Origin of the sequence: Candidatus Tumulicola sp. (assembly GCA_036490475.1) — a bacterium.
GTDB lineage: Bacteria > Vulcanimicrobiota > Vulcanimicrobiia > Vulcanimicrobiales > Vulcanimicrobiaceae > Tumulicola.
In genome coordinates, this window is sequence record DASXDT010000006.1 from 1,355,361 (window position 1) to 1,381,854 (window position 26,494).

Sequence of the window (26,494 nt, forward strand, 5' to 3'; positions counted from 1 at the left end):
GACGCCGGCTTCTTTCGTAGTGGCGTGCACCCCCGGTTGCGAACGCGAATCGGACTAACGCGGCCCTCGACTAACGACGACGGCGACGGGCTGGCTAAACTCGTTCGTCTTGATGGCGTCGCCGCCCGCCGGATAGCGATAGCGTCCCACGAAACCGGAGCCGGTAAACGGAGCGTCCGGAGCGATGATGCGGTCGCCGTCGATAAAATATTGCCACAGGAGCGTTACGCCGGCTAGCTTGATCGTTCGGGCTAGTTTCGCGCCGCTAGGTGAAATCGTATATTCATCGATGGCGGCGGACGTTGCACCGGTGTCGGCAACGGTCAAATACTTACCGACCCATTGCATGCCGTAAAGAAATGGAATCTCGTGATCCAACGTAACGTGAGAGAAGGTGCCTGAGCCTTTCGGCAGTTCGGAAATAATGTTTTTGCCACTCATATTTTCGGTGCCATAGCCGTAGAGGTTTCCGCGGTGATCGTAAGTGCAGCAGTCGTAAAAACCTTTGATCGTTGAATCTTCATAGAGTTTTGGATTTCCGCGCCCGCGATTATAAATGGCGATCGTAGCGGTCCCGCCGGTCACAGGCGGTGTACTAGATATCGCAAGCTTGTCGGTCGTCGGATCGGCAGCGCAACCGGTCGGCACACCCGCCGGATCCGTGAGCACGGCGATCGGAGCGGTTCCACCGTGCGCGTATTCCGTGGCGCTATATGACGCGCCGTCACGTTCGCCCAAAATCCATACATTTTGCTGTTTGTCGACGCACATCGGTCCGGGTGGCGTCGGTTGGTTCAACACGCCGACGAACTTAATCGCATTGCGGGCGTACGCGTAGACGAAGACCGCGCCGTACCCTTCATCGGAGATATAGAGCAGATTTCCGGATGCTGCGTTGGGCGCCATCCATGAGCGCTGCGCCGGTGTTGCTGCATGAACTGACGGAACAGCCCCACTTCCGGCAACGGTCGTCGCATTCGCGCAACCCGCGATCGCGCAACTGCATAGAAAAATTGCAAACCGGCTAACGATCTTCATCGTGATTGGTTGCGCGAGCAGGAACTATTCACCTTGGTCGCCACAAGGGTCGCCGACCACTGGCCGGCCGCCAGCTTAACGGCTCAATAACGTTTGCGAGGGCGCTTCTCCGAACATCACGCGATAATCGTGAGCGAAGTGCCCCATGTGCCAAAATCCCCATTCGGTCGCAACGTCGATCACGCGCGTGGAGCGAGGATCGGATCGCAGCAACATGCTGCGCACGGAGCTGAGGCGCAACCGCTTCAAGTAATCCATCGGGCTAAGCCCGACGACCGCCTCGAAGGCGTTGATCAGCGAACGCGAGCGCATTCCGCACGCGGTGCTTAAATCGATGAGCGTAATCGTTTCATCGATGTGCTCGCGCATGTACGCCGCGCACGCTCGGACGGCGGCATAACGACGATTCAAACAGTGGGATCGCGCGATCGAGTGATTCTCGATTTCTGCGACCGTGGCAGCGAGTAACGCGAGCATGGTGCCAGCCGCAGTCGGTGGCACGGACGACTCGGCGGCGCAGACCTGGCGCACGGCGGTGCGCACGCGGTGTGCGGCTAAGAAGTTTCCAGTAACGCGGTTATTACCCAAGCGGTCGACGATGTCGGATGCATCGAGTGAATGGTGGTAGTGCCTTTGCAGATCCGGTTCGTCGACGGCGATCGCCAGTAGCGTCGATGCGCCGGTGGTACGAACGTCGACCTCGTCGCCGGACGCTATGTTGGCCGCCCCGAACGCGGTGCCGCGCCAACGCGCCTCCGTCGCTGAATCGATAGTAACGACGCTGCGCCGGCCGGGCACTACTTGCGCGCTACCGTGAAACGCCAAATTCATCGTACGGGAAGAGATCACCAGCGGCGTGGTCGCGAGCACTTTGAAGGCGACATCGAAATTGCCGGGCTGCAGTTGCTGCCAGCGGACGGTGGAGGGGACTAACGATACCAGCTTCGACTCATCGACGAAGCTCGTGTGCTCGACGTTCACAATAGGCACCCGAAGCACGTCGTTTACCGGTTAGGACTCAAGCCCCCCTTCCGCCGGTGGGGTGAGGAGCTCTTCAAGTAAGCGCTCTCTTGCCAGGGCGGCCCGGTCTGTGGCGTCGCGTGCCAGCTCGGCAAAGAGCGGCTTCATATTGTGACCCAGGGTCGGAGTCGCATAGCCCAGCCTGCGCCAGCGGTCGCGGAGGTCCGCATCGATTTGTTGGTAGAGGCCGGCGTCGACTTCGTTGCCTTCTTGGAATCGCTCGTCGATGCGTTCGCGACGCGCTTCTGCCAGTTCCGCATCGTACGCAGCAGGATCTTCCCACACGGCTTTACCGTTCTTGAATATCTGCAGCGCGCTCAGACCTCTGCGCCGAAGCTGTTCGTGCTCCCATTCGCTCTCGTCGACGGACCGCGCCACGGCCGCGCGCACGCTGAACTCGACGATACGCGCTAGCAGCGTATCGTATGTCTCACGTTGCGCGATGCAGCACGATTCGCCGATCTGCGCCGAATAGCGATCGAGATCCATAACCAAACGTTATTGTAGCGCCCAACGGGCCTTGCCACTATCCCGGAATCGCAACTGCTTTATGCAGTTTTGGGATTGAGGCAGGCTCCGACACGTGCTAGTCTAAACGCGGAGGATATGAAGATGAAACACGTTGCTATTTCGCTATGCGGCGCAATCGTTCTATTTGCCGCGTCGATCACGGCGGGGGTCGCGAGCCCGCCAACCCTTACCGGAACCTGGCAGATCCAGCAGAGCGGTAATAATGGTTCGTCGACCACGACGGTCACGCTCACGCAGTCCGGCGGTTCCATCATCGGCAACAATGCCGCAAACGGAAATGGCTTCACCGGCACGTTCGTTACGGATTCCAAAATCAACGGTAAATGGCACGGCCCGAGTGGCGCCGGCTGGCTCACGGTCTACGTGAGCGCTAACGGCCACAGCCTGAACGGCGTTTGGGGCTACAACGGCACGAAGCCGAATGGCTCGTTCGTCGGCAACAAGGTGCTGCCGCCGTCGCCCATCACGGCCAAGGGTTCGTGGAACGTCGTCGGCGCGGGCGGTCCGGCCGCATTCATCGGCAGAATGGTCTGCACGGAATCCGGTCCGACGGTCGTCTGTAAGGTCGGCCCGTACGTTCTCAACGGTAAGTTCCGGACCAAAGATAAGGTTCGCGCCACGTTCAGCGGACCGACCGGACCCGGTTGGTTCTCGTTCTGGTTCAACGGCGACAACAACAGCTTTAACGGGCTGTGGGGCAAAGGATCGGATTCGACGCCGCCGGTTGGTCGCGTGATCGGCCAGCGCTCGCTCTAACATGCACAGCAGGGCGGATAGAATCGTCGATGTTCTATCCGTCGTGCTGATATCGGTGTCCGCCGTCCTGACCGCGCTGTGCGGATATCAATCCGGGCTTTGGGAAGGCGAGCAGACGCGCATGTACAGCACCGCTAACGCGGACCGCTTGCACTCCACCGAAGAGGCCGATCGCGCCAACACGTTGGCGGCCATCGACGTAGCAGTCTTCGTCCACTATGTGGAGGCGGTCGACACCAACAATGCCCGCTTCAAGGATTTTCTCTTCCGCCGGTTCCGGCCGGAGTTCGTGCCGGCGATGCGGGCTTGGCTCGCGACCAACCCGTTCCAGAACGTCCGCGCACCTTCAACGCCATTCGTCATGCCGGAATACCGGTTGCAGTCGCGCGAGGAGGCCCTTGAGTACGAAAAACGTGCCGCCAACGACTTTAATGAGGCCGGCAGAGCCAACCACAACGCCGACCAGTTCGTGCTGCTGACCGTCATCTTCGCCGGCGTTTCGTTTCTTGCGGGCATCAGTACGAAGATGGTGTATCCCAGTCACACGATCGTCGTCGCGCTCGGGCTCATCGCTACGGTCTACGGCGTTGTCAGGCTGTTCGAACTTCCGCTCCATGGGATGAATTAGCAATGCATGCATCTGGAATCAAGCCGGAGCAAATCTTCGCGGCGCTCATGCTGATCGCGCTGACCTTCGGCGCGGGCCTGGAGGTCGACCGCGAGCACCTCCGCGAGACGCTCAAGCGCGTCGGTTTGACCGTCCGTGCGATACTCGCCAACTTCGTCATCGTGCCAATCATCGGCGTCGTTGTCGTCAAGTTGTTCCGCCTTCCCGGCGAGGTCGCGACCGGCGTGCTGCTGATGGCGATCGCGCCCGGTGTGCCGTTCGTGTTGGCGTCGGTTCGTAAGCGTGGCGGCCGCCTCGCGCTGGCCGTCGAACTCGCGGTCGTGCTGCCGTTACTATCGATCGTAACGGTGCCGATCACGGCGGCGCTGGTATTGCCGGCGATCGCCGAAGCGCATCTTCCGTTCGGAAAATTCGCGATGACGCTGGTGCTGTTTCAACTACTGCCGTTGTTGGTGGGAATCGTCCTCGGTGGAAGGGCGCCGCAGCTCGCCCAACGACTCGCGCGCCCCCTCCAGTTCGTCTTTTTCGGCGCGGCGCTCATTTTGATCGTTCTGCTGTTTCCGCAAATCATCAGCGGTGTTGCGTCTATCTACGGATCGTTGGGCATGCTCGCATCGCTGACCATCGTGCTGTTATCGATGGCGACGGGATGGTTGTTGGGTGGACCCGCCACCGAAGACCGGCGCGTGCTGGGCATCGGCACGACGCTCCGCAACGTCGGTCTGTGCGCGCTGATCGCAACCTCGAGCCTGCAAAATTCGCGGGTTGCCGCCGCCGTATTGACCTATCTCGTGATTCAAATGATCGTCTCGACGATCTTTGGCGCGATCTTTTCGCGAAAAACGAAGGCGGCGCTAGCATGACCCCGCTCATACTCTCGAAGTTCGGCCTCTGGACGTTTACGACGGTCGAGTACATCTCGCTCATCGCCGCCACAACCAATGCGTTCAATGGCGCGTTGCTGGCGCGGCGTCCCGATCATTACAAGAATTTCACGGTGATGGGCATCGTCATTTTGGCCTATGCCGGCGGCATCGGCGGCGGCGTCATCCGCGACATTCTCGTCAACAAAGTTCCCTCGCCCTTGCAAAACCCGTGGTACATCGTTGCGTGTTTGGGGGCCGCTGCGATTGCGCTGCTGATCGACTACAAGAGCGAGCAGAAATTCAAAGACGGTCTGTTCCAGTTTATGACGGCGTTCTCGCTGCCGTGGTATGCCATCGTCGGCGTACAGACCGCACTGATCGCCCACTTGGGATACGCCGCTGCCGTACTAATCGGCATCATCGCGACGACCGCCGGTCGCTGGATCATCGACCTCGCCTGTCAATGCGTTCCGAAGCAGTTGGTTCGCGGCGAATTTTTCGTGACCGCCGCGGCGTTGACCGGTATCGCCTATTTAGTCTGCAATCAGGCGTTCGGTCTGAACGTCATTGCGTCGACCGCGATCGCGTTTTTCATCGGCTTCGGTTTCCGTTTGCTCTCGCAATATCTCGGATGGGAAGAGTGGGAGCCATGGGAACCAGCCTCGGTTACCAAAGTGCAAAAGTCTCGCGAAACACTTGGCGAAGGATTGCACGCCGAGTTTCGCGGCCCGCAAGGTGACTAAATGATTCGCATTCCGGGTGGAAGTTTTCAAATGGGATCCGAGCGATTCTATCCCGAGGAAGCGCCGCTACGCGACGTCTCGGTCGGCGATTTTTCGATCGACGAATACAGCGTGACGAATGCGGACTTCGCGAAGTTCGTGCACAAGACCGGATACGTTACCGTCGCCGAACGGCCGTTGAAAGCCGAAGATTACCCCGGCGCTCCACCCGAAAATCTCGTTCCCGGTTCGCTGGTTTTTCACATGACGCCGGGACCGGTCAACTTTAACGACTATCGGCAATGGTGGTCGTGGACGCCGGGAGCGAGCTGGAAGTATCCCGACGGACCGGGCAGTTCGGTTGCGTCGCGCCCCGATCATCCGGTGGTGCATGTGGCGTTCGAAGACGCGCAAACGTATGCCACGTGGGCCGAAAAGCGTCTGCCGACCGAAGCTGAATGGGAGTTTGCCGCACGCGGCGGTCTCGACGGCAAAGACTTCGTGTGGGGCGACGAGATGTTACCCGGCGGAGAGCCGGCAGCGAACACGTGGCAAGGCTCGTTTCCGTATCGCCATACGTCCAAGCACGGGCCGCGGACGTTGCCCGTCGGCAGCTTCGCCCCGAACGGTTATGGCTTGTATGATGTCGCCGGCAACGTGTGGGAGTGGACGTCGGATTGGTACGTGATCGATCGCGTTGCGTCGTCGCCGTGTTGCGGCGGTGACGACCTGCGAGAACGCAGTTACGATCCGTGCAGTCCCGAGATACGCATTCCGCGCAAGGTGCTCAAAGGCGGATCGTTCTTGTGTTCGCCGGAGTACTGCTTACGTTTTCGCCCGGCCGCGCGTTCGCCGCAAATGATCGACACGGGCATGTCGCATATCGGGTTTCGCTGCGCGAAGGATTAGCGGTTTTTTGAACTGGTGCGCGCGTCGATAGCGTTCGCTAACGGCTGCAGCGTTAAATTCAAGAAGACGATCGCGACCGCACCGGCGAGCGCTTCTTGCCAGAATCCAAAGCCCGCCAGCGCGCCGACGGCTGCGGTCGACCAGATCGTCGCGGCGGTGTTCAAACCCGAGATGCCGGCTCCCGAGCGTAGAATGACGCCGCCCGCGATGAAACCGACGCCGGTCACCACGCCGGCGACGATGCGCGTCGTGTCGCCGGCTCCGAGAACCCCGTCAAGTAACGCGAACAGCGCGGCGCCGATCGACACGAGCGTACTCGTGTGCAGACCGGCAGCGCGCTGACGCCACTGACGTTCGAATCCGATCGCTATTCCCAACAGCGCCGCCACGGCAAGGCGCGTCAGGAAAGCGCTAACGCTCACAGACCAAACGTGTAGCCGAACACCGGTCCGCCGAGATCCAGTCGTTGGACGTGCGCCGTGTTGGGAAATCCGTAATAGTCGAGCTGGCGATAGAGCAACAGGAACGACTGGCCGTGCGGAAACGCGTAGCCGAGGCCGGTGTAGGCTTCCCACGTCGAATTGTTGTTGCCGCCGCCAAAGTCGCCGTAGTACGGAACGTACCAGCCTTTGTCGTTGAAGAAAATCCTACCCTTTAAGCCAAAAACGGCATCTTCGGTTTGATCGTGGGTCGTCACGTTGCCGGTGGGCGCGATGATGCCGCGCTTGCCGACCGACGCATTGTAATCGACGTTGAGATTGATCGGAAAGTCGCGGTATCCCAGAAACGTGCTGAGATCGGCGTAGTGGGTGCGCGCAACCGTAAACCCAATCGCTCCCTCGTAAATTCCGCTGGCGAGTCGCGCCGAACTATTGACGGTTATGGGAATATTAACGTGCCCGAGCGGTCCTTTAATGGAACCGACGATCGTGGCCGACGTCGACGCATTCAGGTAGATTGCGTCCAGGTACAGATCGAAATTGCCCTTACGAATGTCGATCACGCCCATGACCGCCGAGTTGAGCTTCGGAAGATAGTCGCTCGGACCGACTTCGATCGTTTTCGACAGCACGCCGCCGCCGCTACTCGTACCCCCGGCCAGGCGCTGGATGGGAAACTGAAAGTTCGCGTGGACGCTCGGCGCCCATATATACGGGGCGGCCGTTATGTGCAGTTGACCGTCGTACTGGCGATCCATGAGGGTGGGCGCGGCCGTCTGTGCGGGTGCCGGCGTGGGTTGCGCATCTTGCGCACGCGCGACCGCGCCTGCGGCGCAAAAAGCGACTATGGCCGCCGCCGTGGCGAGGCCCTTGAAACGATCCATGAGTTGAGACGCCTCCTTGTAATCGCGATTGTAGGCGCTCGTTCGAGGCCCGGTCTATCCGATAACCGCAAGTTGGAAAAATCCAGGTGCGCGTTTCTTTTTTGGGATACCTCTATGCGCCGGAATTGCGTAGACTGGACGCGTACTACCTTTACAACACAAGGAGGCTCTTATGCCCTCTAAGGGGCAGCCCAACATCATCGCTATCATGGGCGACGATATCGGCTGGTTTAACGTTGGCGCCTATAACCGAGGGATCATGGCGGGCAGGACGCCGAACCTCGACAAGCTCGCCGCCCAAGGCATGCTCTTCACGGACTACTACGCTGAGGGCAGCTGCACGGCCGGCCGGGCGGCGTTTATCACCGGCGAAATTCCGCGGCGCACCGGTCTGACCACCGTCGGTCAAGCCGGCGCTAAAGTCGGAATGCCTGCCGAAGCCCCCACAATCGCAACCGCCCTGAAATCCATGGGCTACGCGACGGGGCAGTTCGGCAAGAATCACCTCGGCGATCTCAACGAATACTTGCCGACGCTGCACGGCTTCGACGAGTTCTTCGGCTATTTGTATCATCTGGATGCTATGGAAGATCCGGCGCATCCTAACTATCCGCAGCAACTAAAAGACAAAATCGGTCCTCGGAATATGGTGCATAGCTGGGCGACCGATACCGACGACGCAACCGTCCAGCCGCGCTGGGGCAAAGTCGGCAAACAGAAGATCGAAGACTGCGGCACGCTCTATCCGGATCGCATGGAGACGGTCGACGACGAGATCCTCGGACACGCGGTCAAGTTCATCGATAAGGCCAAGTCGGACGGCAAACCGTTCTTCGTGTGGCTCAATCCGACGCGCATGCACGTCGTCACGCATCTGTCGGAAAAATACGAGAGCCAACGAACTCCCGAAAACGGCTGGGACGTGTACGAAGCGGGCATGGCGCAACTTGACGATATCGTCGGATCCGTCATGCAGAAACTCGAGGACGACGGCCTAGAAGACAACACGATCGTCGTGTTCACCACCGACAATGGCGCCGAGAACTTCACCTGGCCCGACGGCGGTCAAACGCCGTTTGCCGGCGGTAAAGGCACCGTACTCGAGGGTGGATTCCGCGTTCCGTGCATCCTGCGTTGGCCCGGAAAAGTGCAGGCGGGTAAAGTCGAAAACGGACTGTTCGCCAGCCTCGATTGGTTCCCGACGTTCGTGGCCGCCGCCGGCGACGCGAACATCGTCAACGAACTGCTGGCCGGCAAACAGCTCGGCGATCGTACGTATAAGGTGCATCTCGACGGCTACAATCAGATGGATCTCATCACCGGCAAAGGGCCGTCGGCGCGTAAGGAGTTCTTCTACTTCGCCGAAGGAACGCTCGGCGCGGTGCGCGTGAACGACTACAAATACCGGTTTATCGACCAGCCCGCCGGCTGGCTCGGCGGTACCGTGAAAGTCGATTGGCCGATTCTGACCAACCTTCGGCTCGATCCGTTCGAACGAACCGGAATGGCCGGCTCGCTCGCCTTCTACAACTGGTTTGCGTACCAGTTCTGGCGCTTCGTGCTGGTGCAAGAGGTCGTCGGGGAACTCGCCAAAACGGCGGTAGCGTTTCCGCCGATGCAGGCGTCGGCGTCCTTCAACCTTGAGGGAGTGAAGGAACAGATCGACAAAGCGATGGCATCGCATACTGGGTCCTAAGGACCCGACGCTCGCGAAAGACGGGTCTCGCACGAGGCCCGTCTCTCTCGGAGGGGTGAAATGAGTAAAACGCACGACAAAGCGCCTGAGAACTCGCTGGTAACGCACCGCGAGTTCAAGTTGCTTTTGAAGCCCGAGAAGTTTCCCAACCGTCGCGCGCTGCTTACGTTCAACCAACTGTTGGCGAGCATCGCAAAAAAGCTGGACGTCCACTACGAGCCGGTCGAATCGCTCGATTCGCAGCTTCGCATCGTGCAGTTTTATGACACGAAGAATCAAGATCTGCGCAAACACAAACTGATCTTTCGAATCCGCCAGATTCGCCAAGGCGGTTGGCCGGATGAGAGCTGGGAACTGACGTTCAAGTGTCGAGCGCCAGAGTACGATAAGGCCGCCGGCTTCGACACCGACACGACGCTGAAGAACGTTCAGGTCAAGAAGTTTAAAGAAGAGCTGATTCGCGGTGACGCGCCCGGATCGATGGAAAGCATTTTTTCCAACAACGTGATCGTCGAATATCCCGAAATCGAGACGGAGTTTCCGATCGGCCGCCTGGCCAAGGCGTTGCCGCATCTCGGCTCGATCGGGGTGGATCCGGAGGAGACGATGTCGATCGTGGCCGGAGCGAAAGTGTTCGAGATTCAATCCACGCTGGGGAATCTGTCGTTCGGACACGGCGTTACCGCGCACGCATCGTTGGCGCTGTGGGCACGCCCGGTGACCGATCGTTTCGAGCCGATGGTCGCCGAGTTCGGTTTTTCGACGCACTTGGTACGCCGTGATGATAAAGAAGCGAAAGGCCAGGCTGCGGCGGATGCATTCTTTAAAGCGATGCAGGTGCCGCTGCACGATTATCTCGCCGAAGGGACCACCAAGACGGCGCTAATTTATGACGACGGAGCTTCTTGACGAGTCGGTCCTACGCGACCCCACCGAACGGCCGATATTTTTTGCATCGGTAGCGTTCAACTTCGTCCTCATGGCGTTCGCGATCGCGCTGATATTTTATCAGCCGGCGTGGTTGCGAACGCATCCCGTCATCGCGAAGGATATCGGGTTCCTGCGGGTCTTGGCGGTTACCGCGTTGATCGGAATACCGTTGCTGGTGCTGAACCGCAACCGCCGCGAGGCGGCGATTCGCGGCAGCTCGGTGCGTCTGTCCGAGAATCAGTTTCCCGAAATTTATGCGATATTGAAAGCGCATTGCGAGCGACTCGGGATGGAGCATCCTCCCGAGCTGTTTTTGACGGGAAGCACGATTCAGCCGTATTCGCAGACGTTTTCATCGTGGCACGAAAACTACATCGTGTTGCATCAAGTGATCATGGATATCGACGACCGCAAAACGCTCGACGTCGTTTCGTTCGTGTTGGCGCACGAGCTGGGCGCGATCCGGCTTCGGCAAACGAGTATCTGGAACGAGATGATGCTCACGTACCTGTCGTCGATCAAATGGCTGCGCAGTCCACTCGACCGCGCGCGGACCTATTCGCGGGACAGATATGGCGCTGCACTCTCGCCCACTGGATTTCGCGGCTTGCTGGTGAACGCCGTGGGTCGCCGGTTGATGAATCGCGTCGATGTCGACGATTACCTCGCACAGGCGCGTAACTACGGAGGTCTGTGGTCGGGGCTGAACATCCTGTTCGAGAGCAAGCCGCAGGTTTTCGTACGTCTACAGCGATTGCGCGCTGCAGGGTATCGGTATTTGCCTCCGGAGCCGCCGCCCGCCTGACGTGCGCTGCATGATAGCGGTATGCCCGTAGAGTCCGTTGTCAAAGAGGGCGTCGACGCGACGGCGAGCGCAGTCGTGACGCGCCGCCGCATGCACTTCGTGCGCGGGTTCGGACCGGGCCTCGTGTCGGGCGCGTCGGCCAACGATCCGACGACTGTCGGTTCGATCGCGGTCGTCGGCGCGGCAACGGGCTATGCGATGGGCTGGCTTGTGGTGCTGCTGTTGCCGCTGCTGGCAATCGTCCAGTCGATTGCGGCGTCGGTTGCGACGGTATCGCAGAAGAGCTTGCAACAGGCGATTATCGATACGCTTGGCCGCCGAGCTGCCGTGGCTGCGGCGCTGTCGATCGTTGTGGTCAGTTTGTTCACGTTGGGCGCCGATATTCAGGCCGGCGCGCAAGCGTTGTCGATCATTTGCGGCGGTATTCCGTACCAGCTATTCGTTATTCCGCTGGTCGTCGTCGCCGGGTGGTTGTTGGCAACGAAATCGTATATGCGCGTCGAGCGTATTTTGGCGTGTTTTACGCCGGTATTTTTGTGTTACTTGGTGAGTGCGATTTTGGCGCGTCCCAACTGGGGTGACGTGCTGCGTGGTATCTTGGTGCCGCACATCGCGTTCACTCCGTTGTTTTTAACCGGAGCGATTGCGCTGCTTGGAACGACGCTCACCGGTTACGTCTATTTTTGGGAGTCGATCGAAGTGGCCGAGCGTCACCCGCGTCCCGGCGACGCCGCGAAGATGAGCGCCGACGCCGCAATCGGCATCGTGGTCGCGGGCTCGAGCTTTCTGTTTATCTTGGTTGCGACTGCGGCGACGGCCGGCGTGCATCATCTTCCGATGCAGAGTGCGACGGATGCTGCGGTTGCGCTCAAGCCGCTGGCCGGACCGGCAAGTCAGATTCTGTTCGGCGTCGGGCTTCTCGCTTCGGCTGCGATCGCGATTCCAATTATATCTGCGACGAACGGGTATGTTATCGCGCAGACGCTTGGTCTTCCGGCCGGCTTGAGGCATGGGGTTCGCGAGGCGCGTGTGTTTTACGGCGTGATCTTTGCGTCGCTGGCCGTGTCGTCGGCGTTGGCGCTGGCACCGATCAGCACGATGTGGCTGCTGTACTGGGCGTCGGTCGCGGCCGGAATCGCAACACCGGTTACGCTGGTGATGGTAATGATGGTCGCTACGAATCGGAAGGCGATGCATGGCCGCCCGGTCAGTCCGCTGCTAGCCTGCGGCGGTTGGGCGGTGACCGGAATCGTAACGCTTTCGGCCGGCGCGTTTATTTGGTCGATTTTGCCGCGGCATTGATGGCCGAGGCTAGCGTGCTTCCAAGTCGGTTTTCCAAAGCCGGGTCATGACGAGGAACAAGAACGCGGTGCTTGTCCCAAAAAGCAACATGCCATCGCCGGCCTCGGCCGCGCCCATCATTCGCCATTCTCGAACCGCTGTGAGACCGGAAGACCCGCGCGTCGTCATCGAGTCGACCGAATAAAGCGTGGCATCGGCTGCAGAGCTGAAAGCATTGAGGTGTACGTATGCGAGGGCCCATACGAAACACTCGACGCCATGAAGCACGGCTAGCCCGAGGGCGACGATTACGAGGAGGGCTATCGCCGTCGGGGTCCCCGTAAGATACGGACGGCGTGAATCTACCAGCTTGTGTCGAAACCGCGCGACCGCATTCGCAATCGAACCGATACCCACAATATGAATGGTGATCGTGATCGCGATGAGTCCGAAGCTCCAGGACAAGCTTGCATCCCACGCGGTCCAGTTATGCATCCTTAATTTATAGCAGGCCGCTGCAGTGTCGTTATATCCTAAAATCGCAAACGCGAAGGTTTATCTGGTCGCGAGCCCCTGAATCTGGTGCCAAGGCTTGTCGGGACACGCGAAAATAGAGGGTGACAAGGTCGCGTGAGAAGTGCTCAAAGTGTATGCGTCTTTAGCTCTCGATATTCTGTTATCGCGTTGCCATCCCACACTAGTTCGAGCTCGCGAGCCGTTCCTTTTACACTTCGAACCGCGGCGGGCTTGAACGTCGCGTAACAAGTGCCGCCTGGCGATCGAACGCTGTCATACCAAATACCCTGCCGACCACTGGCGCGCGCCCTTGCGCCGAATGCTTGTGCGGTGTCGGCTCCGCCGCTTCGGATGTCCAGATGATCCGAATCATCCAGCGTAAGCTGCAGTTCGTATCGCGGCACGATAATCGGATCTGCGAATCCCGCGGCCCGCAGATAACGCGCGGCGTGATAGCTCGACTCTCGCACCGCAACGATAAACGCGTCCGCGGTATAGAAAACGCCGTACGTTCCAGGCGAGAAGCGGCTCTGCCCGATGATGAGGAACGGCGCCATTACCACCGAGGCGCGCGGGCCGAGATATCTGTCTTCGGGGGCACCAACGAGAGGTTACCGCGTGCATCCACGGCGAGCGGATCTTCAGGCTGTTCGGCGAGATCCGCGAGAGCGGCGAGCGGAGGTCGCGGGTCAGGTACAACCCGATGGACCTTTACCAACCTTGGCGAGCGCGGTCGAGATAGGTTCGCACGAAGACGAGATCTTGCACGTAGCCATGTAACATGCGCTGTAATGGTGGCCGGCCGCCGAAGTCGGCGTTGTCTCGTTTGAGCCACGTGCGGGCCGGCTCGCCTCGCCCGAAGATCGCTGCAAGATCTTCCCATATCGCGATCAGGTGCGAGATTCGCTCTAGCGTGTCGGAGCGCATCTGGTCGGGGCGGCGTTCGCGGAACCATCTCCAACGCTACAGCGCGTCGTTTGCCAGGATCAAATCGATCGTGTGCGTTGTGGCGCCGTCCTGAATCGCAAGGCTAACCTGCGATCCGACGGGGCCGGTTTCTAGCTGGTACCAGGCGCCGTCGGCAAGTTGCTGGCGATTTTGGCCGTTGATGCTAACGACGACTTGACCGACTCGTAGGCCCGCTCTGGATGCGGCGGTGTTCGGATAAACCGTGCGCACTTTCCAGCCGGCGCCGTTCGCGCTGAGATCGATGCCGACGCGATTGAATACATCTGGATTGCCGTAGTTCGCGTTCGGTTGAAACACGATGTAACGATCCGCGTAGTCGAACGTCAGGTTGAACTTCTGAAGAATACCGATGCCGACGTTTGCCGACACGTATCGATTGGCGTCGAAACCGAACTCTTGCGTCGAGATGCGCGTCACGGGTTTGGTGACGCTCACCGCAGGACGTCCGGTACTATCGTCGAGCGACACCGTGCCGGCTCGATCGGCCCACACACCGTGCGTTGCCCCGATCGAAGTTCCACCGTAGGGCAAATGCGCATTATATTTCTTTATCAAATCGTATCGTCGCGCGAACGGGGCAGTCAGCAACAACGACGAGTCATCGCCGGTATCGATGGCAAGGTGCGCGGAGATCCCGTCGATCGAGCCGGTGACTTCCGGTTGGTTGTCCTGAAAATGGAATGGAATCTTGATGCCCGTGCCGTCGAACCGATATTGCGACGGTGGCGTCAGCGTCATCTGCATCTTGTCGAAATCCAGCGCAACGACGTATCGCTGCAGCACTTCCAAACCAACGAGCATACGCTCCGGGTAACGGTTGAAGAGCGGAAAGCTCGAGAATTGTTGCGGGCCAATTTTTGCGTCGCCGACCGATACCGAATCGATCGCACCCGAAGACGAGGCGATCGACCCCTCGCCGCCGCCGGATTCGCGGCCACCGCCGTGCGCGATGAGCTTGAGGTGTTGCAGCAACGCGGGCGGAATTATGAGCGATCCGCCGGTGTCGAACTCGGCATCGAACGGCCCTTGGCCGTTGAGATACACCGGAACCAACAGCTTTTCATTGACCACGCGAAACGGTACGGTAACCGGATGTTCGGCGATGTCGGTTTTCGGCAACGGCGGAATCGCGAACGCATCCTCGGCGAACGCGGCGTTGATCTCGACGTTCGCGAGATGGACGGTGTCGCCGTCGCTTTGCACGGCGAACGGAAGGCGAATGCCCTCAACCCAACGGTAATCCGAGAACGTCGTCGTGTCGATCTCTTCGGCGCCGCGTTCGACGTCGCGCGCGATGAGGTGGGTTCGAGCGTCGATCCACAACGTAAAGGGCCGTCCGTCCTCGGGCGTGATTTGGATCGTATCGAACGTGGTGCCGCGATCGACTTGTCTGCCTGCGTACGCGATCGTTCCCGGATGGCGCGATACAAACCACCACGCGCGTTCGGTGCGATAACTGTCATTCGCAGCCGATAGCTGTGAGTCGCGGTCGCCAAGCACGTACGCGATGCCGCTTTTGCCTTGCGTCCAGCGCGAAATGCCGTCGAAGCCGTCGGCGCCGGTGCCGCTGCGCTCCACGAACCGCCCCGCAACGACGTCGTCGAGTTCCACGAGGCCGGAGTCGTATCGAAATCGCAGGCTCTTGACCGCGGCCCAACGATCGCCGCCGCTTGCAGCGTACGCCTGTTGTAACACGCGCGTGGCACGGTCGGCGGAAAGGTTCAGCTGGGGTTGGGTGGTCGCCACGACGGCCGCAAGCAGAAGACTCATTGCATCCAGTGTGCCACGCCAGCCACTAGGGCGTCTTGAACAAACTCAACGTTTTCTGGTCTGACGATACGCTCCGGGCGATATCCCGATCGTTGCGCGAAAGACCCGCGTGAAGTGGCTTTGGTCCGAAAAACCAGCCGATTGTGCGATCGTCGAGAGCGGAAGATCGCTCGTTGCTAAGGCCTCGCACGCGCGCCGCGCGCGAAGGACGCGCAAGTAACCGGCAACCGTACACCTGAATGTGCGGCGAAACTCTCGCGCAACGTGCACGGGGTGCACGCCGGCGACATTGGCTAAATCGTCCATCGAAATGCGTCGCTCGGTGGTTTCGTGCAGCGCGTCGACGACGCGGCTTAGCCACTTATGATTCCGTTCGTTTGAGACGCGATCGCAGAACGCCGTGACGAACGCTTCTAGGACCAGGCTTTCTAATGCCAGCGAGGATGCGTCATCGTTACGATGCAACTCCGTTTCGATTGCGTTGGCTAACCTACTGTAGCTGTTCGAGCGCTGCTCGAATGGCTGTTGTAATACCGGCGCGATATCATTCAGAAGACGCGCGCGCGCCGGGTCGAACTCGACGTTGAGCAGTCGTACTCCAGAAGGCCCGTGAACGTTCGAGTGGCGCTCGCCCGCTGGGTGCACGATCAGCATGTCCGGTTCGCACCAGCGCTCCCGCTTTTCGAACGTTTCGCGATAGTGCCCGTGCCGCACGAACGTTATGTTGGTCGAAGCATGCTCGTGCGGCGGCAGCGCGCTTGCGGGGCGATACTGTGTCGTCGTAAAACGCAAACCGGCTTCGAGAGAACGACTAACATCCGGAGTTCCAAGGAGGTCGCTTTGCTGCACGCCGACAGATTTCCGCGGGCCGCTGGCGAGTCCCGCGAGGCGGTGACAAGGCCGCTTCGAGGCAAAGGCGCTTGATCAGGAGCTGCGGAGGGAACGAAAGCGATCTTATGAGCAATGACAAGCCCGACCAGCCCGACCAGCCCGATCCCCAGAGTGAAGGTACTGGAATGCAGAAGAACGCCGGACGCCTACGAGATGGCGGCGGCGATATCGATCCAAAAAATGCGGCGCGAGAAGCGTCGGAGGGCGACGAAAAGTCTTCCTGACGGACTAGAGAAAACGGACTAAGTCTAGTCCACTCGTTCACAAAAAAATGACGCAATCTTAACCGTTTTTCGTCGCTTTTTCAGGCGTTTGCATTCATGCGCGGGTCTCGTTCAGCGCGAAAAGGGGACAACGTGGATCAGCGGTCGGATTTTGCGACGCGAAACTCATTTCTAAAATGTGAACTGGTGGACTAAGTCTAGTCCGAATTCCACACAGCGCGCCGATGCCATCAGGGAGCTTGCTCAAGCCAATGCTCTGTTCTTAATTAGCCCGCCACGCGGTCTAACAGGAGAGGGCTCGCTTGCGGTAAAGACGAGCGTTTCGCGATACTCTTGAGGAGCGAAACGCTATGTTTGGAACCGCGTTCGGTCGCACGTGCTGCCCGCCGCTGCAACCGCTCCACCCGCACCCCTCTGTTCGGAGCATTACATGCGACTGATGCTGTTATCGTTGCTGGCGTTTGCCGCGCTGTTTGCCGCAAACCCGGCCGCTCGACCCGTAACGCCGAGATTCGAAACGTCCGCATGTCCGAAAACGGCAGAGCCGATGAAGGCACTTTCGAGCGCGCGTTGCGGCTTTCTCATAGTTCCGGAGAATCGTTCCAAGCCCAACGGTCGTACGATTCGTCTTGCGGTCGCTATACTGCCGGCTCAACAGTCGCCCAGCCCAATGCAGTCCGAGCCGATCGCGTTCATGGCAGGCGGCCCGGGTGAAGCAGCGATTCTCGACGCGCCGTTCTTAGTCGATGCCGGCATCAATCGCAAACACGACGTCGTCATCATGAATCAGCGCGGCACGCTGTTCGACGATCCCGATCTTAACTGTCCCGAACTCGATCGATTTTATGCGCGCCAGGTCAGCCTCGTCTACGATGCGCCATCGACCGGCAAAGCACAGGCGGCGGCGGCTGCCGCATGCCATAAGCGGCTCGTGGGCATGGGCGCCGATCTCAGCGCCTATAACACGACCGAGAACGAGCAAGACTTCGTCGACCTTCGTCAGGCACTCGGCTATAAACAGTGGGACCTGTACGGCTATTCGTACGGAACCGATTTAGCGCTATCGATGATGCGCGACCATCCGCAAGGCATCCACCAGGTCGTGCTCGACTCGGTCGTTCCGCCGAACATCGTCGGTTTGGTGTGGACGTGGGGTAGCGCGCGCGAGGGCCTAACGACGCTCTTCAACGATTGCAAATCACAGCCCAAATGCAACAGCAAATATCCAAATCTCTTAGCGACGTTCACACGCGTTGTGCGGCAGTTAGAAGCGCATCCGATCGTTCGCAACGTTGTGCCGCCGGGCGGTAAGACGCCGGTGAAAGTCGTTCTGGACGGTGGCACGATCATTACGATGGCCGTCAGTAACGCTCCGAAGGCGCCCTATTTGCCCCGCGCGATCACCGAGCTCGCGCATGGGAACCCAAAGATATTCTTGGAAACGCGAGCGACAGCCGCGCACGTTGCCGAGGTGCCGGAACAGGCACTCGGCATGACCCAGAGTTTCATCTGCCGCGAATGGGTGCCGTACGGATCGCCTACGGATATCTTGCTCGCCGGCAAGGCCGAGTTTCCCGATTTCCCCGACTCGGTCTTGATCAACGCTCCGCAAATGCCGTTCCAACATGAAATGTGCGCTGCGTGGAACGTTCCGACGGGACCATCTTCCCAACGCGTTCGGGTGCACAGCGACATTCGAACGCTCGTCGTGTCGGGGGCGATCGACGCAAAAACCGGCGCGAAATGGGGACGCTATGCGGCCGACACGTTGCCAAACTCTACCTACGTACGCATGCCGGCCTTCGCGCACTGGGTGATCGTGCAGTCGTCGTGCGGGCAGCAAATCTTCCAGAACTTCGTGTCGCCACCGGGCGGCAACAAAACTTGCGCGGCGACCGCACCGAGAGTGGACTTCAAATGAGACGCACGTCATGGTTCGCAATTGTCATCGGAATCGTCGTCGCGACGAGCGTGGGTACGCATTTGGTTTCGAAAGCCGCTCCGAGCGCGCCTGAGTTCGTAGCCGGCGCGTGTCCGAAGCCGCCGCAGCCGATTCCGCAGTTACAGCAGGCCGAGTGCGGCACCATCACCGTTCCCGAAAACCGGCATCGCGGCGATGGGCGGACGATTACGCTTTCTGTTGCGATAATGCCGGCGGCGTCCGCGTCGAAAAAGAGCGATCCGATCCTATGGCTCGCCGGCGGACCCGGCGACGACGCGATCACCGAGATTCCGATGGCGTTAGCCGGTAAGTTGAATGCAGATCGGGACGTCATCTTCATGTCGCAGCGCGGAACGTACACCGCCCGGCCGAAGCTGACGTGCGACGCGGCCGATCGCTGGGCCGCCGAAACGCTCGATATGCCGTACGACGCGCCGGAAACGCAGCAAGCCTATTCGAGGGCAACGCTCGCATGCCGGCGCGAAGTGCTGACGAAAACGCAAGATCTCGGTGCGTACAACTCGCTCGAAAGCGCCGACGATATCGAAGCGCTTCGCGTCGCGTTGCATATCGCCAAGTGGAACGTTTACGGTATTTCTTACGGCACCGACCTCGCGCTGACGTACATGAAACAACACCCCGGCGGTATTCGTTCGGTAGCGATCGACGGCGTGTTTCCGCCGCCACTCGCTGGCGGGGTGGCGTCGTGGACCAGCGCAGGGGAGGGAATCAACGCGATTTTCAAGGCCTGTGCGCAGCAGGCGGCATGTCGCAAGCGCTACGGCGATATCGGTGCGACGTTCCGGCGGCTCGTCATTCAATACGAAGCCTCGCCGAAGACGGTGCGAGTCGACGTACCCGGACACACAGGTAAGTACAGCGTCAAGATTAGCGGCGGAATGCTGTTGCAGTGGACGGTGTCGCCCGGAACGCATATCGCAGCGAAAGTTCCGGCGGCGCTCGACGCGCTCGCGCACGGCAATCCGGCGCCGATCGCATCGACGTGGGCGATCCCAAAGTTAGATCCTAACGGTATCGGAGTTCTGAGCAACGGCCTGTTTTACGGCGTGTCGTGCGGCGAGTGGGTGCCCTACGAAACCGAGGCGAGTGTCATTGCGTCTGGCCGGCGTGCTTTCCCGACATTTCCACTATCGATGCTAAGGAACGCGCCGAACCTGCCGTTTATGCGCCAGAACTGTCGCGATTGGAACGTCCCGCAGGTATCCGCGATCGTGCGTTCGGTGACGCGGAGCAGCATTCCCACGCTGGTGGTCAACGCCCAGTATGACGCTCAAACGGCGGCATCGTTCGGCGCCTACGTCGCGAAGACGCTATCGAATTCAACGGTCGTAACGATTCCCAATGTCGCGCACGTCGCGTTCGGCAGTCCCTCCGCGGCCGCGAATCAATGTGCGTTTGCGATCGCGGCATCGTTCTTCGACGTTCTGAATAGGGCCGATACGAGTTGCATCGGCAAAGTGCCGCCCACCAAATTCGAACTGTAGGTCCGCGTCAAGCTAAACATTGCCCGCTCTCCAAGCGCGCGCTTCGGGATCCCACCACTGTTCTTTGGTAGGGTCTGCGAGCATCGGATCTAGGAAAGAGGCAACCTGCCTAAACGCTTCGGTTACGTCGTGCGTAATCGGAAGAGTCTCCGAAAGCTTCTCGTAGGTCTTGTCCCAGCCGGGCGGCGGCGGTGGAAGGTTCTGAGGCCGCTCGTGACTGTTTCGATTGCGAAACACGGTGTCGATAGCGAAAAGTAAAGTGCTTGCCCGCAGCGGACGGTAACCTAAGAGAAGCACTAGATCCACGAGATCTTTTACTCGCGAACTCGGGTGCCCGTTATAACTCTTTGTGTATGCATGTATTTTCTCAGCAATGTGTTGCTCGATAGGTATAGCTCGAACGACGACAGGCTGCGCGCCGGCAAACACCAGGGTTTCGCTCGTAAGGCTTTCGGCTTCGCCAATCCAGGGATCGGCAAAACCGATATCGATGCTGATCTTGACAAAAATCTTATTATTTAGCCGAACGTCCAGTTGAAAACGATACGTTTCGACTTCGTCAACGGGGCGAAAAGGCGCACTGGAAACTCGAACCTCGAAGTGATCGCCAAGGTCGGTCGCGACGGCCTGTACGAGCTTTTCCGTAAAAGCGGCGATACTAATGTTAGAAGAGAGATCGAGGTCCCCGGTCGAACGCGCCTCGCCTAATCGGTAATCTAGAGCGACCCCACCCTTAAGAAGCCATACGTCAGGATCTTCTGCCACCAGTCGCGCGAGAACGCGCTCAAAGGCAATATTGCGGCGTTTCTGTTGATATCGTTGGCACGATCAAGCGCAGCGGGTGTTTGGTACTTCATATGGTTGGCACGAGGGCGGCGTCGGCGAGGGCCTCTAGGATCGTTCGGAGTACGGCGGGCTCCGCATGTGTTTGCGCGGCCTCTTTAATCTGTTTAGGCGTTGCTTTGATTTTGCGGAGCGCGTCGAAGACCACCGATCGCACTAGCTTTAGGTCCATGCCGTCGTTCCCCGCGTCCACTATAGAACGAGGAGCAGAAGTCACACGAATCCCATCTAGCTTTACAACCTCTTTCGGATCGAGGTGATTAACCGTGTGAATTTTGACGCCGATCGGATGTCGTCGACGGCTGCTTCGATAGCGCTTTTCTCGCGGTAGCGTGAGTTCGTACTTATTCGGAGCGATCTCGCTAAGTTCGTGAAGTTGAAGGGCACTCTGGCCAGAAACGACAGCATCCTCCGGATCTACGCGGACGAGAGCGCTTACAAGCCCATCGAGGTGATCGCTAGGGAAAAGACCGAGCCGGTAAACGCCGCGCGCGATGCGCCCGAAGTTTCCGGTTTTTATATGGTGTGCAATGAGTTGTCTCGAGTAACCGCAGCGCTTTGCTTCGCCGGCTGTAAATATGCCTCGGCGCCACCCGGACACGAGGTCGTAGAGCGCCTCTTCTCGTGGTTTTTGCGGTGATAGCATAGAAATATGTTCCCAAGTGTATTTTCCCATATTGTCAGCACTTAGTCAAGTTTTGTTTGACTAAATGATGACATGGCGCTCCTCGGCGTCGCAGCCTCGCGACCAGAGTGGTTTTCCGAGAGCGAGCCGCCGCTCGTCAGCCGGAACGTGCAAACCGGAATCCAAGGACGATTACTGCCGCGATAGCTGCTACTGGCACAATCGCGTAAATCGAATCGGCGAAGCCCGCGTTCATCGCTTGCAGGGCGATCGCGGCCTGGAGCTTTGCGGCCGTAGCGCCTTGGGCGAACAAATGCTGCACTTCGGGATTGGCCATCGTAGCCAAGCCGCGGTAGATGTCTGAGTGGAAGTACATGCGGCGGTCGAAGATCGTAATCAGTAGTGCGCTGGCGATCGAGCCGCCGAGCTGCACCGACAACGCGATGAACGAGCTGACCTTCGGACTGTCGGCCGGTGCGACGCTGCCGAGCATCGTCACCAAGAGCGGCACGAGGAACATGCTCTGGCCGATGCCACTCAGCACAAGATAGAACTGGAATGAGCCGAAGTCGCTGTCGGTCGTCATATGCGATGCAATCATCGCTAGGCTGAACGCGCTCAATCCCATGCCGATGAACAGCAGAATAGGCGGCCACACTTTTTGCACGAAGCGGCCGATCAGCGGCGTCAAGATAATCACGGGCAGTGCGCGCGCCAGAATAAGGTAACCGCTCATCACTGTCGTGAAGCCGAGCATTTCCTGTACGTACTGCGGCAGTACGACGATCGGCCCGAACAACACAACCCCAATCATGATCGCGCACGGCACACCCAACTGCACCACGCGGTAGCGGAAGATTCGCAAGTCGACGATCGGCGTCTTCGTGCCTCGCAGCTCCCAATAGACGAACGCTGCTAAGCCCAGAACCGCAGTCGTAGCCGCGAAGAGAATGCGCCCATCGCTGAACCAGTCGTAGCGCTCACCTTCGTCAAGCACGAACTGCATCGACCCAAGACCGATCGCTAATAACGCGACGCCGATTGAGTCGAACGGCATACGCTTTGGATCCGCGGGGTTGCGCAGCGTCGTCAACACGATGAACAGAGCGATGGCGCCGGGCACGATATTGATGTCGAACACCCACTGCCACGAGAAATTATCGGTGAGAAAACCGCCAAGCGTCGGTCCGAGCGCCGGCCCGACCGTCAGTGCGAGGGCAAAAATACCCGAACTCGTGCCGATCTGTTCTTTCGGAAACGTTTCGCGCAAAATCACCTGCGATGTGGCGATCAGGCCACCGCCGAACGCGCCCTGCACCACGCGGTAGAATATCAGCTCGCTAAGCGTTCCGGCCGTGCCGCACAAGAACGATGCTATCGTAAAACCGGCGATGCAAATCGCGTAGTACTGACGGCGCCCCAGGCGCGTCATCAAATACGGTGCGAGCGGAATAACGACGACGTTGGAGATGATGTAGCCCGTGATGATCCACGTGCCTTCGTCGATGCTGGCGCCGACGTTACCTTCGATCGTGGGCAGCGCAACGTTCACGATGGTCGCGTCGAGCGTTTGCAAGAGCGCGGCCATCATGACGCCGGTTACGATAAGTAACCGGCGCCGGCCGAATTCAACGACGTTGGGCATGCGGGAAGTTAGTAGGTTGCCAGTTCTTTTTCGAGCGATTTGTGATCGGCGAAGAAGCTCTGCGCGAGGCCCGCGGCTTGTGCGCCGGCATACACGTCGTCGTCGCCGCGTTCGAGCGCAGCGAAGGTCTCGTCGGCGACGTCATAGGGCGACATCTTGGGAGCCTCGAGGCCTTTGGTCAAGTCGGTATCGACGAAGCCCGGCATCACGCCAACCACGCGGACGCCTTTAGGCGCGAGTTCGGCGCGAATCGCTCGCGTTGCGGATAACGCGGCGGCTTTGGAGGCGCTGTACGTTGCGAGACGGGGGAAGCCGATCAGGCTTACGATTGACAGCACGTTGACCATGGCGGCGGGTGCGTTGCCGGTGAGAATCGGCGCGAACGCGCGACTGACGTTGAGCAGACCGAAATAGTTGACGTCCATGTCGGCGCGAGCGTCATCGAGTGAGTCGATGTCGGTAACGCCGCCCATCCGCGCCGTGCCGGCGTTGTTGATCAACAGGTTGACGTCGGTGGAGCGCGCGGCGGCGCTTTGATCGACGCGGGGTCGGTCACGTCGAGCGCGATCGGCTGAACGCTCGGATATTCGGCGATGAGCGACGCGAGTGACGAGATGTCCCGGGCGCCGGCGTAGACGCGGGCTCCGGCCTCGGCCAGGCGTTCAACGTAGGCGCGGCCGATGCCGCGGTTGGCGCCGGTCACGAAGGCGACCGTCTGCGCCGAGATGGAGGGGTACTTAGCATTATTCATTGCGAGCGCAATCATAACACCGGACTGGGCGCTTTGCAAGAGGTTTGATTGCGAGTATAATGATTGCTATGAAGGTCACGAAGGAAAAGTCCGCCGAGAACCGCCGCGCCCTGATTCATGCGGCCGGCAAGTTGTTCAAGCGGCACGGGATCAATGGGGTCGGGGTGGCCGATATTGGCCGCGAGGCGGGCCTCACGCACGGCGCGCTCTACGCGCAATTCGATTCGAAGGAAGCGCTCGCGGCCGAGGCCCTCGCGGACGGCCTAGAACGTGGCTACGAGCGGCGCGTCAAGAGCGCCGGCGACGACTTCAACCTCAGCGACTATCTCGACTGGTATCTCGGAAAACGCCACCGGGACAATCTCGAGACGGGCTGCGCGATGACTGCATCCGGCAGCGAGATCGCCCGCCAGGGGAAGAAGGTCAGTCGCGCGTTCGCCGATGGCTTCGCGAAGTTCGCACAAAACTTCGAGCGTAGTTTAGGCGATTCGAAGTCGGGCGCGAGCGATCGCGAACGCGCCTTAACGATAGCGTCAGCGGCGATCGGCGCGGTTATCGTTTCCCGTGCAGTAGCAAAGGCCGAGCCGAAATTTGCGGATGACATTTTAGCTGCTTCCCGTCGAATCGTAGGCGAGATTGCCGGCAAGTCGGAGCGGGCTAAGCGAAGAGAAAACGCCCAGTTAGGGAATCACTAAGTCATGGCTACCGCGGGGAAACGAATACAGACCAAGCGTCGAGTAGCGACTCCGCGCGCCCGTAGCCCGTGGGCCCCGACCGCGATCAAGGTTAAGCCGGGCGCTCAGCGCGTCTTCGACGTGACCGTTAAGCTTCAACGACTAGTAGCGGCGTTTGGCGAGAACGCGGCCGCGGAGTTATTGGCGCTCGACCCGGGGCAGATGCTTCGATGTCTCAAGGGCCGAGAAAAGATTGGCGTTGCAACAGCGCAGCGAATCATCGATTTCGAGTACATGGTCGATTGCGCATTGCGCGTCTTTCACCCCGACGAAGTTGGACCGTGGCTTGGCCAACCGGAGCCGCTGTTGGGCGACGCCATCCCATTGAACGTGCTGGTGCTTCGTGGAACCTCGCCAGTGATCGCCGCGCTGACGCGCATCGCCGCGGGAGCCTTTGCTTAAGGCCGCCGATCCTGACGATCTCTGCTTTTGATTTCGCCTACCGTGTAGCAGAAGCGGCGTCGTTGAGGGCCCACGACCGTGCAGCCTGATTACCGTGCCCGGCTGCATATCGCTGAAGGCCTTGTAGCAGCCGCACCTCCTCTTCGGTCAGATCCGGATGCCACACGTCTACGACGAGAACCGCCCGCGTGAAAGTACTGTCGTTCCACGCCTCGTGCAGAAAGCTGTCGTCGAAGACAAGGCATTTTCCAACCGTCCAAGAGCGCGACTCGTCCGCAACGCGTATCCCGCAATCCGGTGGGACATCGATCCCGAGATGGCAGCGCAGTCGTACATTCGTCGGTCCGTGATGGCGTGCGACGCGCGTTCCGGGTGCCATCCGCGAGAAATAGACGAGGCCGGCCAGATCGCGAACGGTGCGGTGCTCTTCGATAAGTTGTGCGGTCACAGGGCAAGCCGAACAGTTCGCTTCGTGGCGGCGACCACGATCGTATAGAAAGAAAACGTCCCAGTTGCCCGTTCGAGAAATTGGCTCCGTTTCGCGGTGGAACGCGCGCGCGTCGATAGCGGATGCTTCGACCGCGATTTGCTTGGCCGCATTCTCGAGCGCTAGTACTAAAGGGAACTGTGTGGGATCGTGCCACGGCTTCGACGTCAAGCCGGGGTAATGCAACATCTGTGAGCCGTCGCCATCCTGTCGCAATTGAGCGATGTAGGATGAAAAGCGCGCTGGAAGCGGCGAATCGAGCATCTCCATCATGTTGCTCTCCGAAAGCGAAGGTTCCAATGAAAAAAGTCACTCTTCGTGATAAATTTGACAGCTTCGACGAGACGTGGCAGCCGAAGATCGTCGGCGAGCTCAACGATTTTCACGTCAAGCTCGTGAAGGTTGAGGGAGAATTCGTCTGGCACCATCACGAGGTCGAAGACGAGTTGTTTATGGTGATCGAGGGCGAAATCGCGATGCACTATCGAGACGGCGACGACGAGCGAGTCGAACGCTTCGGTCCGGGCGAATTCTTAATCGTGCCACACAGCGTCGAGCACAAACCGGTTGCCGCGTTGGCAACCGAACTATTGTTGCTCGAGCCGAAATCCACGGTCAACACGGGCGCTGCCACTGGGGACCGGACCGCTCACCCCGAGTGGATATAGTCCCGACGTCACGCTA

Annotated in this window: 29 protein-coding genes and 1 pseudogene; 16 read left to right on the forward strand and 14 right to left on the reverse strand. The window is 59.5% G+C overall.

All coding sequences use genetic code 11. From position 1 onward, the window contains the following. Nucleotides 1-54: 54 nt before the first annotated feature. The 3 genes from VGF98_14015 to VGF98_14025 all read right to left on the reverse strand — a co-directional run bounded on the left by VGF98_14015 (nt 55) and on the right by VGF98_14025 (nt 2,547). Nucleotides 55-1,038, reverse strand: coding sequence for a hypothetical protein (locus VGF98_14015; protein HEY1682757.1), 984 nt, complete (start codon nt 1,036-1,038; stop codon nt 55-57). Nucleotides 1,039-1,113: 75 nt separating this feature from the next. Beyond that, on the reverse strand, nt 1,114-2,019 hold the full coding sequence (locus VGF98_14020) for a helix-turn-helix domain-containing protein (GenBank protein ID HEY1682758.1): 906 nt from the start codon (nt 2,017-2,019) through the stop codon (nt 1,114-1,116). Nucleotides 2,020-2,049: 30 nt separating this feature from the next. Next, nucleotides 2,050-2,547, reverse strand: a complete 498-nt coding sequence (locus VGF98_14025; GenBank protein HEY1682759.1) for a hypothetical protein — start codon at nt 2,545-2,547, stop codon at nt 2,050-2,052. A 123-nt stretch (nt 2,548-2,670) separates the two neighbouring features. Here VGF98_14025 and VGF98_14030 point away from each other — a divergent pair, with 123 nt between their 5' ends. Genes VGF98_14030 through VGF98_14050 form a run of 5 tightly spaced genes read left to right on the forward strand, consistent with a single transcriptional unit; the run spans nt 2,671 to nt 6,470 of the window. Continuing rightward, nucleotides 2,671-3,345 carry a hypothetical protein gene (locus tag VGF98_14030; GenBank protein ID HEY1682760.1) on the forward strand — a complete coding sequence of 225 codons (675 nt, stop codon included), beginning with the start codon at nt 2,671-2,673 and terminating at the stop codon, nt 3,343-3,345. 43 nt (nt 3,346-3,388) lie between these two features. Continuing rightward, nucleotides 3,389-3,973 (forward strand): hypothetical protein, encoded by a 585-nt coding sequence (locus VGF98_14035; GenBank protein HEY1682761.1) that lies wholly within the window; start codon nt 3,389-3,391, stop codon nt 3,971-3,973. Nucleotides 3,974-3,975: 2 nt separating this feature from the next. Continuing rightward, nucleotides 3,976-4,836, forward strand: a complete 861-nt coding sequence (locus tag VGF98_14040) for a bile acid:sodium symporter (protein HEY1682762.1) — start codon at nt 3,976-3,978, stop codon at nt 4,834-4,836. Then, a complete protein-coding gene (locus VGF98_14045) occupies nt 4,833-5,582 on the forward strand; it encodes a TRIC cation channel family protein (protein HEY1682763.1) in 750 nt (249 codons plus the stop codon). The genes VGF98_14040 and VGF98_14045 overlap by 4 nt, the downstream gene beginning before the upstream one ends. Further along, complete coding sequence (locus tag VGF98_14050) at nt 5,583-6,470, forward strand: formylglycine-generating enzyme family protein (protein HEY1682764.1); 888 nt, start codon at nt 5,583-5,585, stop codon at nt 6,468-6,470. On the opposite strand, the gene VGF98_14055 is transcribed toward VGF98_14050, so the two are convergent. After that, complete coding sequence (locus VGF98_14055; GenBank protein HEY1682765.1) at nt 6,467-6,892, reverse strand: MgtC/SapB family protein; 426 nt, start codon at nt 6,890-6,892, stop codon at nt 6,467-6,469. The two genes, VGF98_14050 and VGF98_14055, sit on opposite strands and share 4 nt — an antisense overlap. Further along, the gene (locus VGF98_14060) at nt 6,889-7,794 is read right to left on the reverse strand and encodes a hypothetical protein (protein HEY1682766.1); all 906 of its coding nucleotides are present in this window, start codon (nt 7,792-7,794) and stop codon (nt 6,889-6,891) included. The genes VGF98_14055 and VGF98_14060 overlap by 4 nt, the downstream gene beginning before the upstream one ends. Before the next feature lie 172 nt (nt 7,795-7,966). Here VGF98_14060 and VGF98_14065 point away from each other — a divergent pair, with 172 nt between their 5' ends. Genes VGF98_14065 through VGF98_14080 form a run of 4 tightly spaced genes read left to right on the forward strand, consistent with a single transcriptional unit; the run spans nt 7,967 to nt 12,527 of the window. Then, the gene (locus tag VGF98_14065) at nt 7,967-9,490 is read left to right on the forward strand and encodes an arylsulfatase (GenBank protein ID HEY1682767.1); all 1,524 of its coding nucleotides are present in this window, start codon (nt 7,967-7,969) and stop codon (nt 9,488-9,490) included. Nucleotides 9,491-9,550: 60 nt separating this feature from the next. Beyond that, nucleotides 9,551-10,399, forward strand: coding sequence for a hypothetical protein (locus VGF98_14070; protein HEY1682768.1), 849 nt, complete (start codon nt 9,551-9,553; stop codon nt 10,397-10,399). Next, nucleotides 10,380-11,225 (forward strand): M48 family metallopeptidase, encoded by an 846-nt coding sequence (locus VGF98_14075; protein HEY1682769.1) that lies wholly within the window; start codon nt 10,380-10,382, stop codon nt 11,223-11,225. The genes VGF98_14070 and VGF98_14075 overlap by 20 nt, the downstream gene beginning before the upstream one ends. 21 nt (nt 11,226-11,246) lie before the next feature. Further along, on the forward strand, nt 11,247-12,527 hold the full coding sequence (locus VGF98_14080; GenBank protein HEY1682770.1) for a divalent metal cation transporter: 1,281 nt from the start codon (nt 11,247-11,249) through the stop codon (nt 12,525-12,527). A gap of 9 nt (nt 12,528-12,536) precedes the next feature. On the opposite strand, the gene VGF98_14085 is transcribed toward VGF98_14080, so the two are convergent. From VGF98_14085 to VGF98_14105, 5 genes are all read right to left on the reverse strand, one after another. Beyond that, nucleotides 12,537-13,001 carry a hypothetical protein gene (locus VGF98_14085; GenBank protein HEY1682771.1) on the reverse strand — a complete coding sequence of 155 codons (465 nt, stop codon included), beginning with the start codon at nt 12,999-13,001 and terminating at the stop codon, nt 12,537-12,539. Nucleotides 13,002-13,147: 146 nt separating this feature from the next. Next, nucleotides 13,148-13,579, reverse strand: coding sequence for an RES family NAD+ phosphorylase (locus VGF98_14090; GenBank protein ID HEY1682772.1), 432 nt, complete (start codon nt 13,577-13,579; stop codon nt 13,148-13,150). Nucleotides 13,580-13,733: 154 nt separating this feature from the next. Next, on the reverse strand, nt 13,734-13,949 hold the full coding sequence (locus tag VGF98_14095; GenBank protein HEY1682773.1) for an MbcA/ParS/Xre antitoxin family protein: 216 nt from the start codon (nt 13,947-13,949) through the stop codon (nt 13,734-13,736). A 36-nt stretch (nt 13,950-13,985) separates the two neighbouring features. Then, entirely contained in the window at nt 13,986-15,761 is a 1,776-nt protein-coding gene (locus tag VGF98_14100; GenBank protein HEY1682774.1) for an aspartyl protease family protein, read from the reverse strand. A 45-nt stretch (nt 15,762-15,806) separates the two neighbouring features. Beyond that, entirely contained in the window at nt 15,807-16,610 is an 804-nt protein-coding gene (locus VGF98_14105) for an AraC family transcriptional regulator (GenBank protein ID HEY1682775.1), read from the reverse strand. Nucleotides 16,611-16,717: 107 nt separating this feature from the next. Between VGF98_14105 and VGF98_14110 the strand changes: the two genes are divergently transcribed. From VGF98_14110 to VGF98_14120, 3 genes are all read left to right on the forward strand, one after another. Beyond that, nucleotides 16,718-16,876: a hypothetical protein gene (locus VGF98_14110; GenBank protein HEY1682776.1), complete on the forward strand. Its 159-nt coding sequence runs from the start codon at nt 16,718-16,720 to the stop codon at nt 16,874-16,876. 430 nt (nt 16,877-17,306) lie between these two features. Then, the gene (locus VGF98_14115) at nt 17,307-18,797 is read left to right on the forward strand and encodes an alpha/beta hydrolase (GenBank protein HEY1682777.1); all 1,491 of its coding nucleotides are present in this window, start codon (nt 17,307-17,309) and stop codon (nt 18,795-18,797) included. Continuing rightward, nucleotides 18,794-20,323 carry an alpha/beta hydrolase gene (locus tag VGF98_14120; GenBank protein ID HEY1682778.1) on the forward strand — a complete coding sequence of 510 codons (1,530 nt, stop codon included), beginning with the start codon at nt 18,794-18,796 and terminating at the stop codon, nt 20,321-20,323. Before VGF98_14115 ends, VGF98_14120 begins: the two co-directional genes overlap by 4 nt. Nucleotides 20,324-20,335: 12 nt before the next feature. Here VGF98_14120 and VGF98_14125 read toward each other — a convergent pair whose 3' ends face one another. Beyond that, entirely contained in the window at nt 20,336-21,118 is a 783-nt protein-coding gene (locus tag VGF98_14125; protein HEY1682779.1) for a nucleotidyl transferase AbiEii/AbiGii toxin family protein, read from the reverse strand. A 424-nt stretch (nt 21,119-21,542) separates the two neighbouring features. Here VGF98_14125 and VGF98_14130 point away from each other — a divergent pair, with 424 nt between their 5' ends. Beyond that, nucleotides 21,543-21,806 (forward strand): hypothetical protein, encoded by a 264-nt coding sequence (locus tag VGF98_14130; GenBank protein ID HEY1682780.1) that lies wholly within the window; start codon nt 21,543-21,545, stop codon nt 21,804-21,806. Nucleotides 21,807-21,948: 142 nt separating this feature from the next. Here the strand turns inward: VGF98_14130 and VGF98_14135 are convergent, their stop codons facing one another. Further along, complete coding sequence (locus VGF98_14135) at nt 21,949-23,436, reverse strand: DHA2 family efflux MFS transporter permease subunit (GenBank protein HEY1682781.1); 1,488 nt, start codon at nt 23,434-23,436, stop codon at nt 21,949-21,951. An 8-nt stretch (nt 23,437-23,444) separates the two neighbouring features. Beyond that, a pseudogene (locus VGF98_14140) lies at nt 23,445-24,202 on the reverse strand (SDR family NAD(P)-dependent oxidoreductase). Between the two features lie 53 nt (nt 24,203-24,255). On the opposite strand from VGF98_14140, the gene VGF98_14145 reads away from it, so the two are divergent. Then, the gene (locus VGF98_14145; protein HEY1682782.1) at nt 24,256-24,882 is read left to right on the forward strand and encodes a TetR/AcrR family transcriptional regulator; all 627 of its coding nucleotides are present in this window, start codon (nt 24,256-24,258) and stop codon (nt 24,880-24,882) included. A gap of 3 nt (nt 24,883-24,885) precedes the next feature. Beyond that, the gene (locus VGF98_14150; GenBank protein HEY1682783.1) at nt 24,886-25,323 is read left to right on the forward strand and encodes a hypothetical protein; all 438 of its coding nucleotides are present in this window, start codon (nt 24,886-24,888) and stop codon (nt 25,321-25,323) included. A gap of 37 nt (nt 25,324-25,360) precedes the next feature. Here the strand turns inward: VGF98_14150 and VGF98_14155 are convergent, their stop codons facing one another. Beyond that, a complete protein-coding gene (locus tag VGF98_14155) occupies nt 25,361-26,110 on the reverse strand; it encodes an aspartyl/asparaginyl beta-hydroxylase domain-containing protein (protein HEY1682784.1) in 750 nt (249 codons plus the stop codon). Here VGF98_14155 and VGF98_14160 point away from each other — a divergent pair. Beyond that, entirely contained in the window at nt 26,110-26,478 is a 369-nt protein-coding gene (locus VGF98_14160) for a cupin domain-containing protein (protein ID HEY1682785.1), read from the forward strand. The genes VGF98_14155 and VGF98_14160 overlap by 1 nt on opposite strands. The last annotated feature ends 16 nt before the right edge of the window (nt 26,479-26,494 follow it).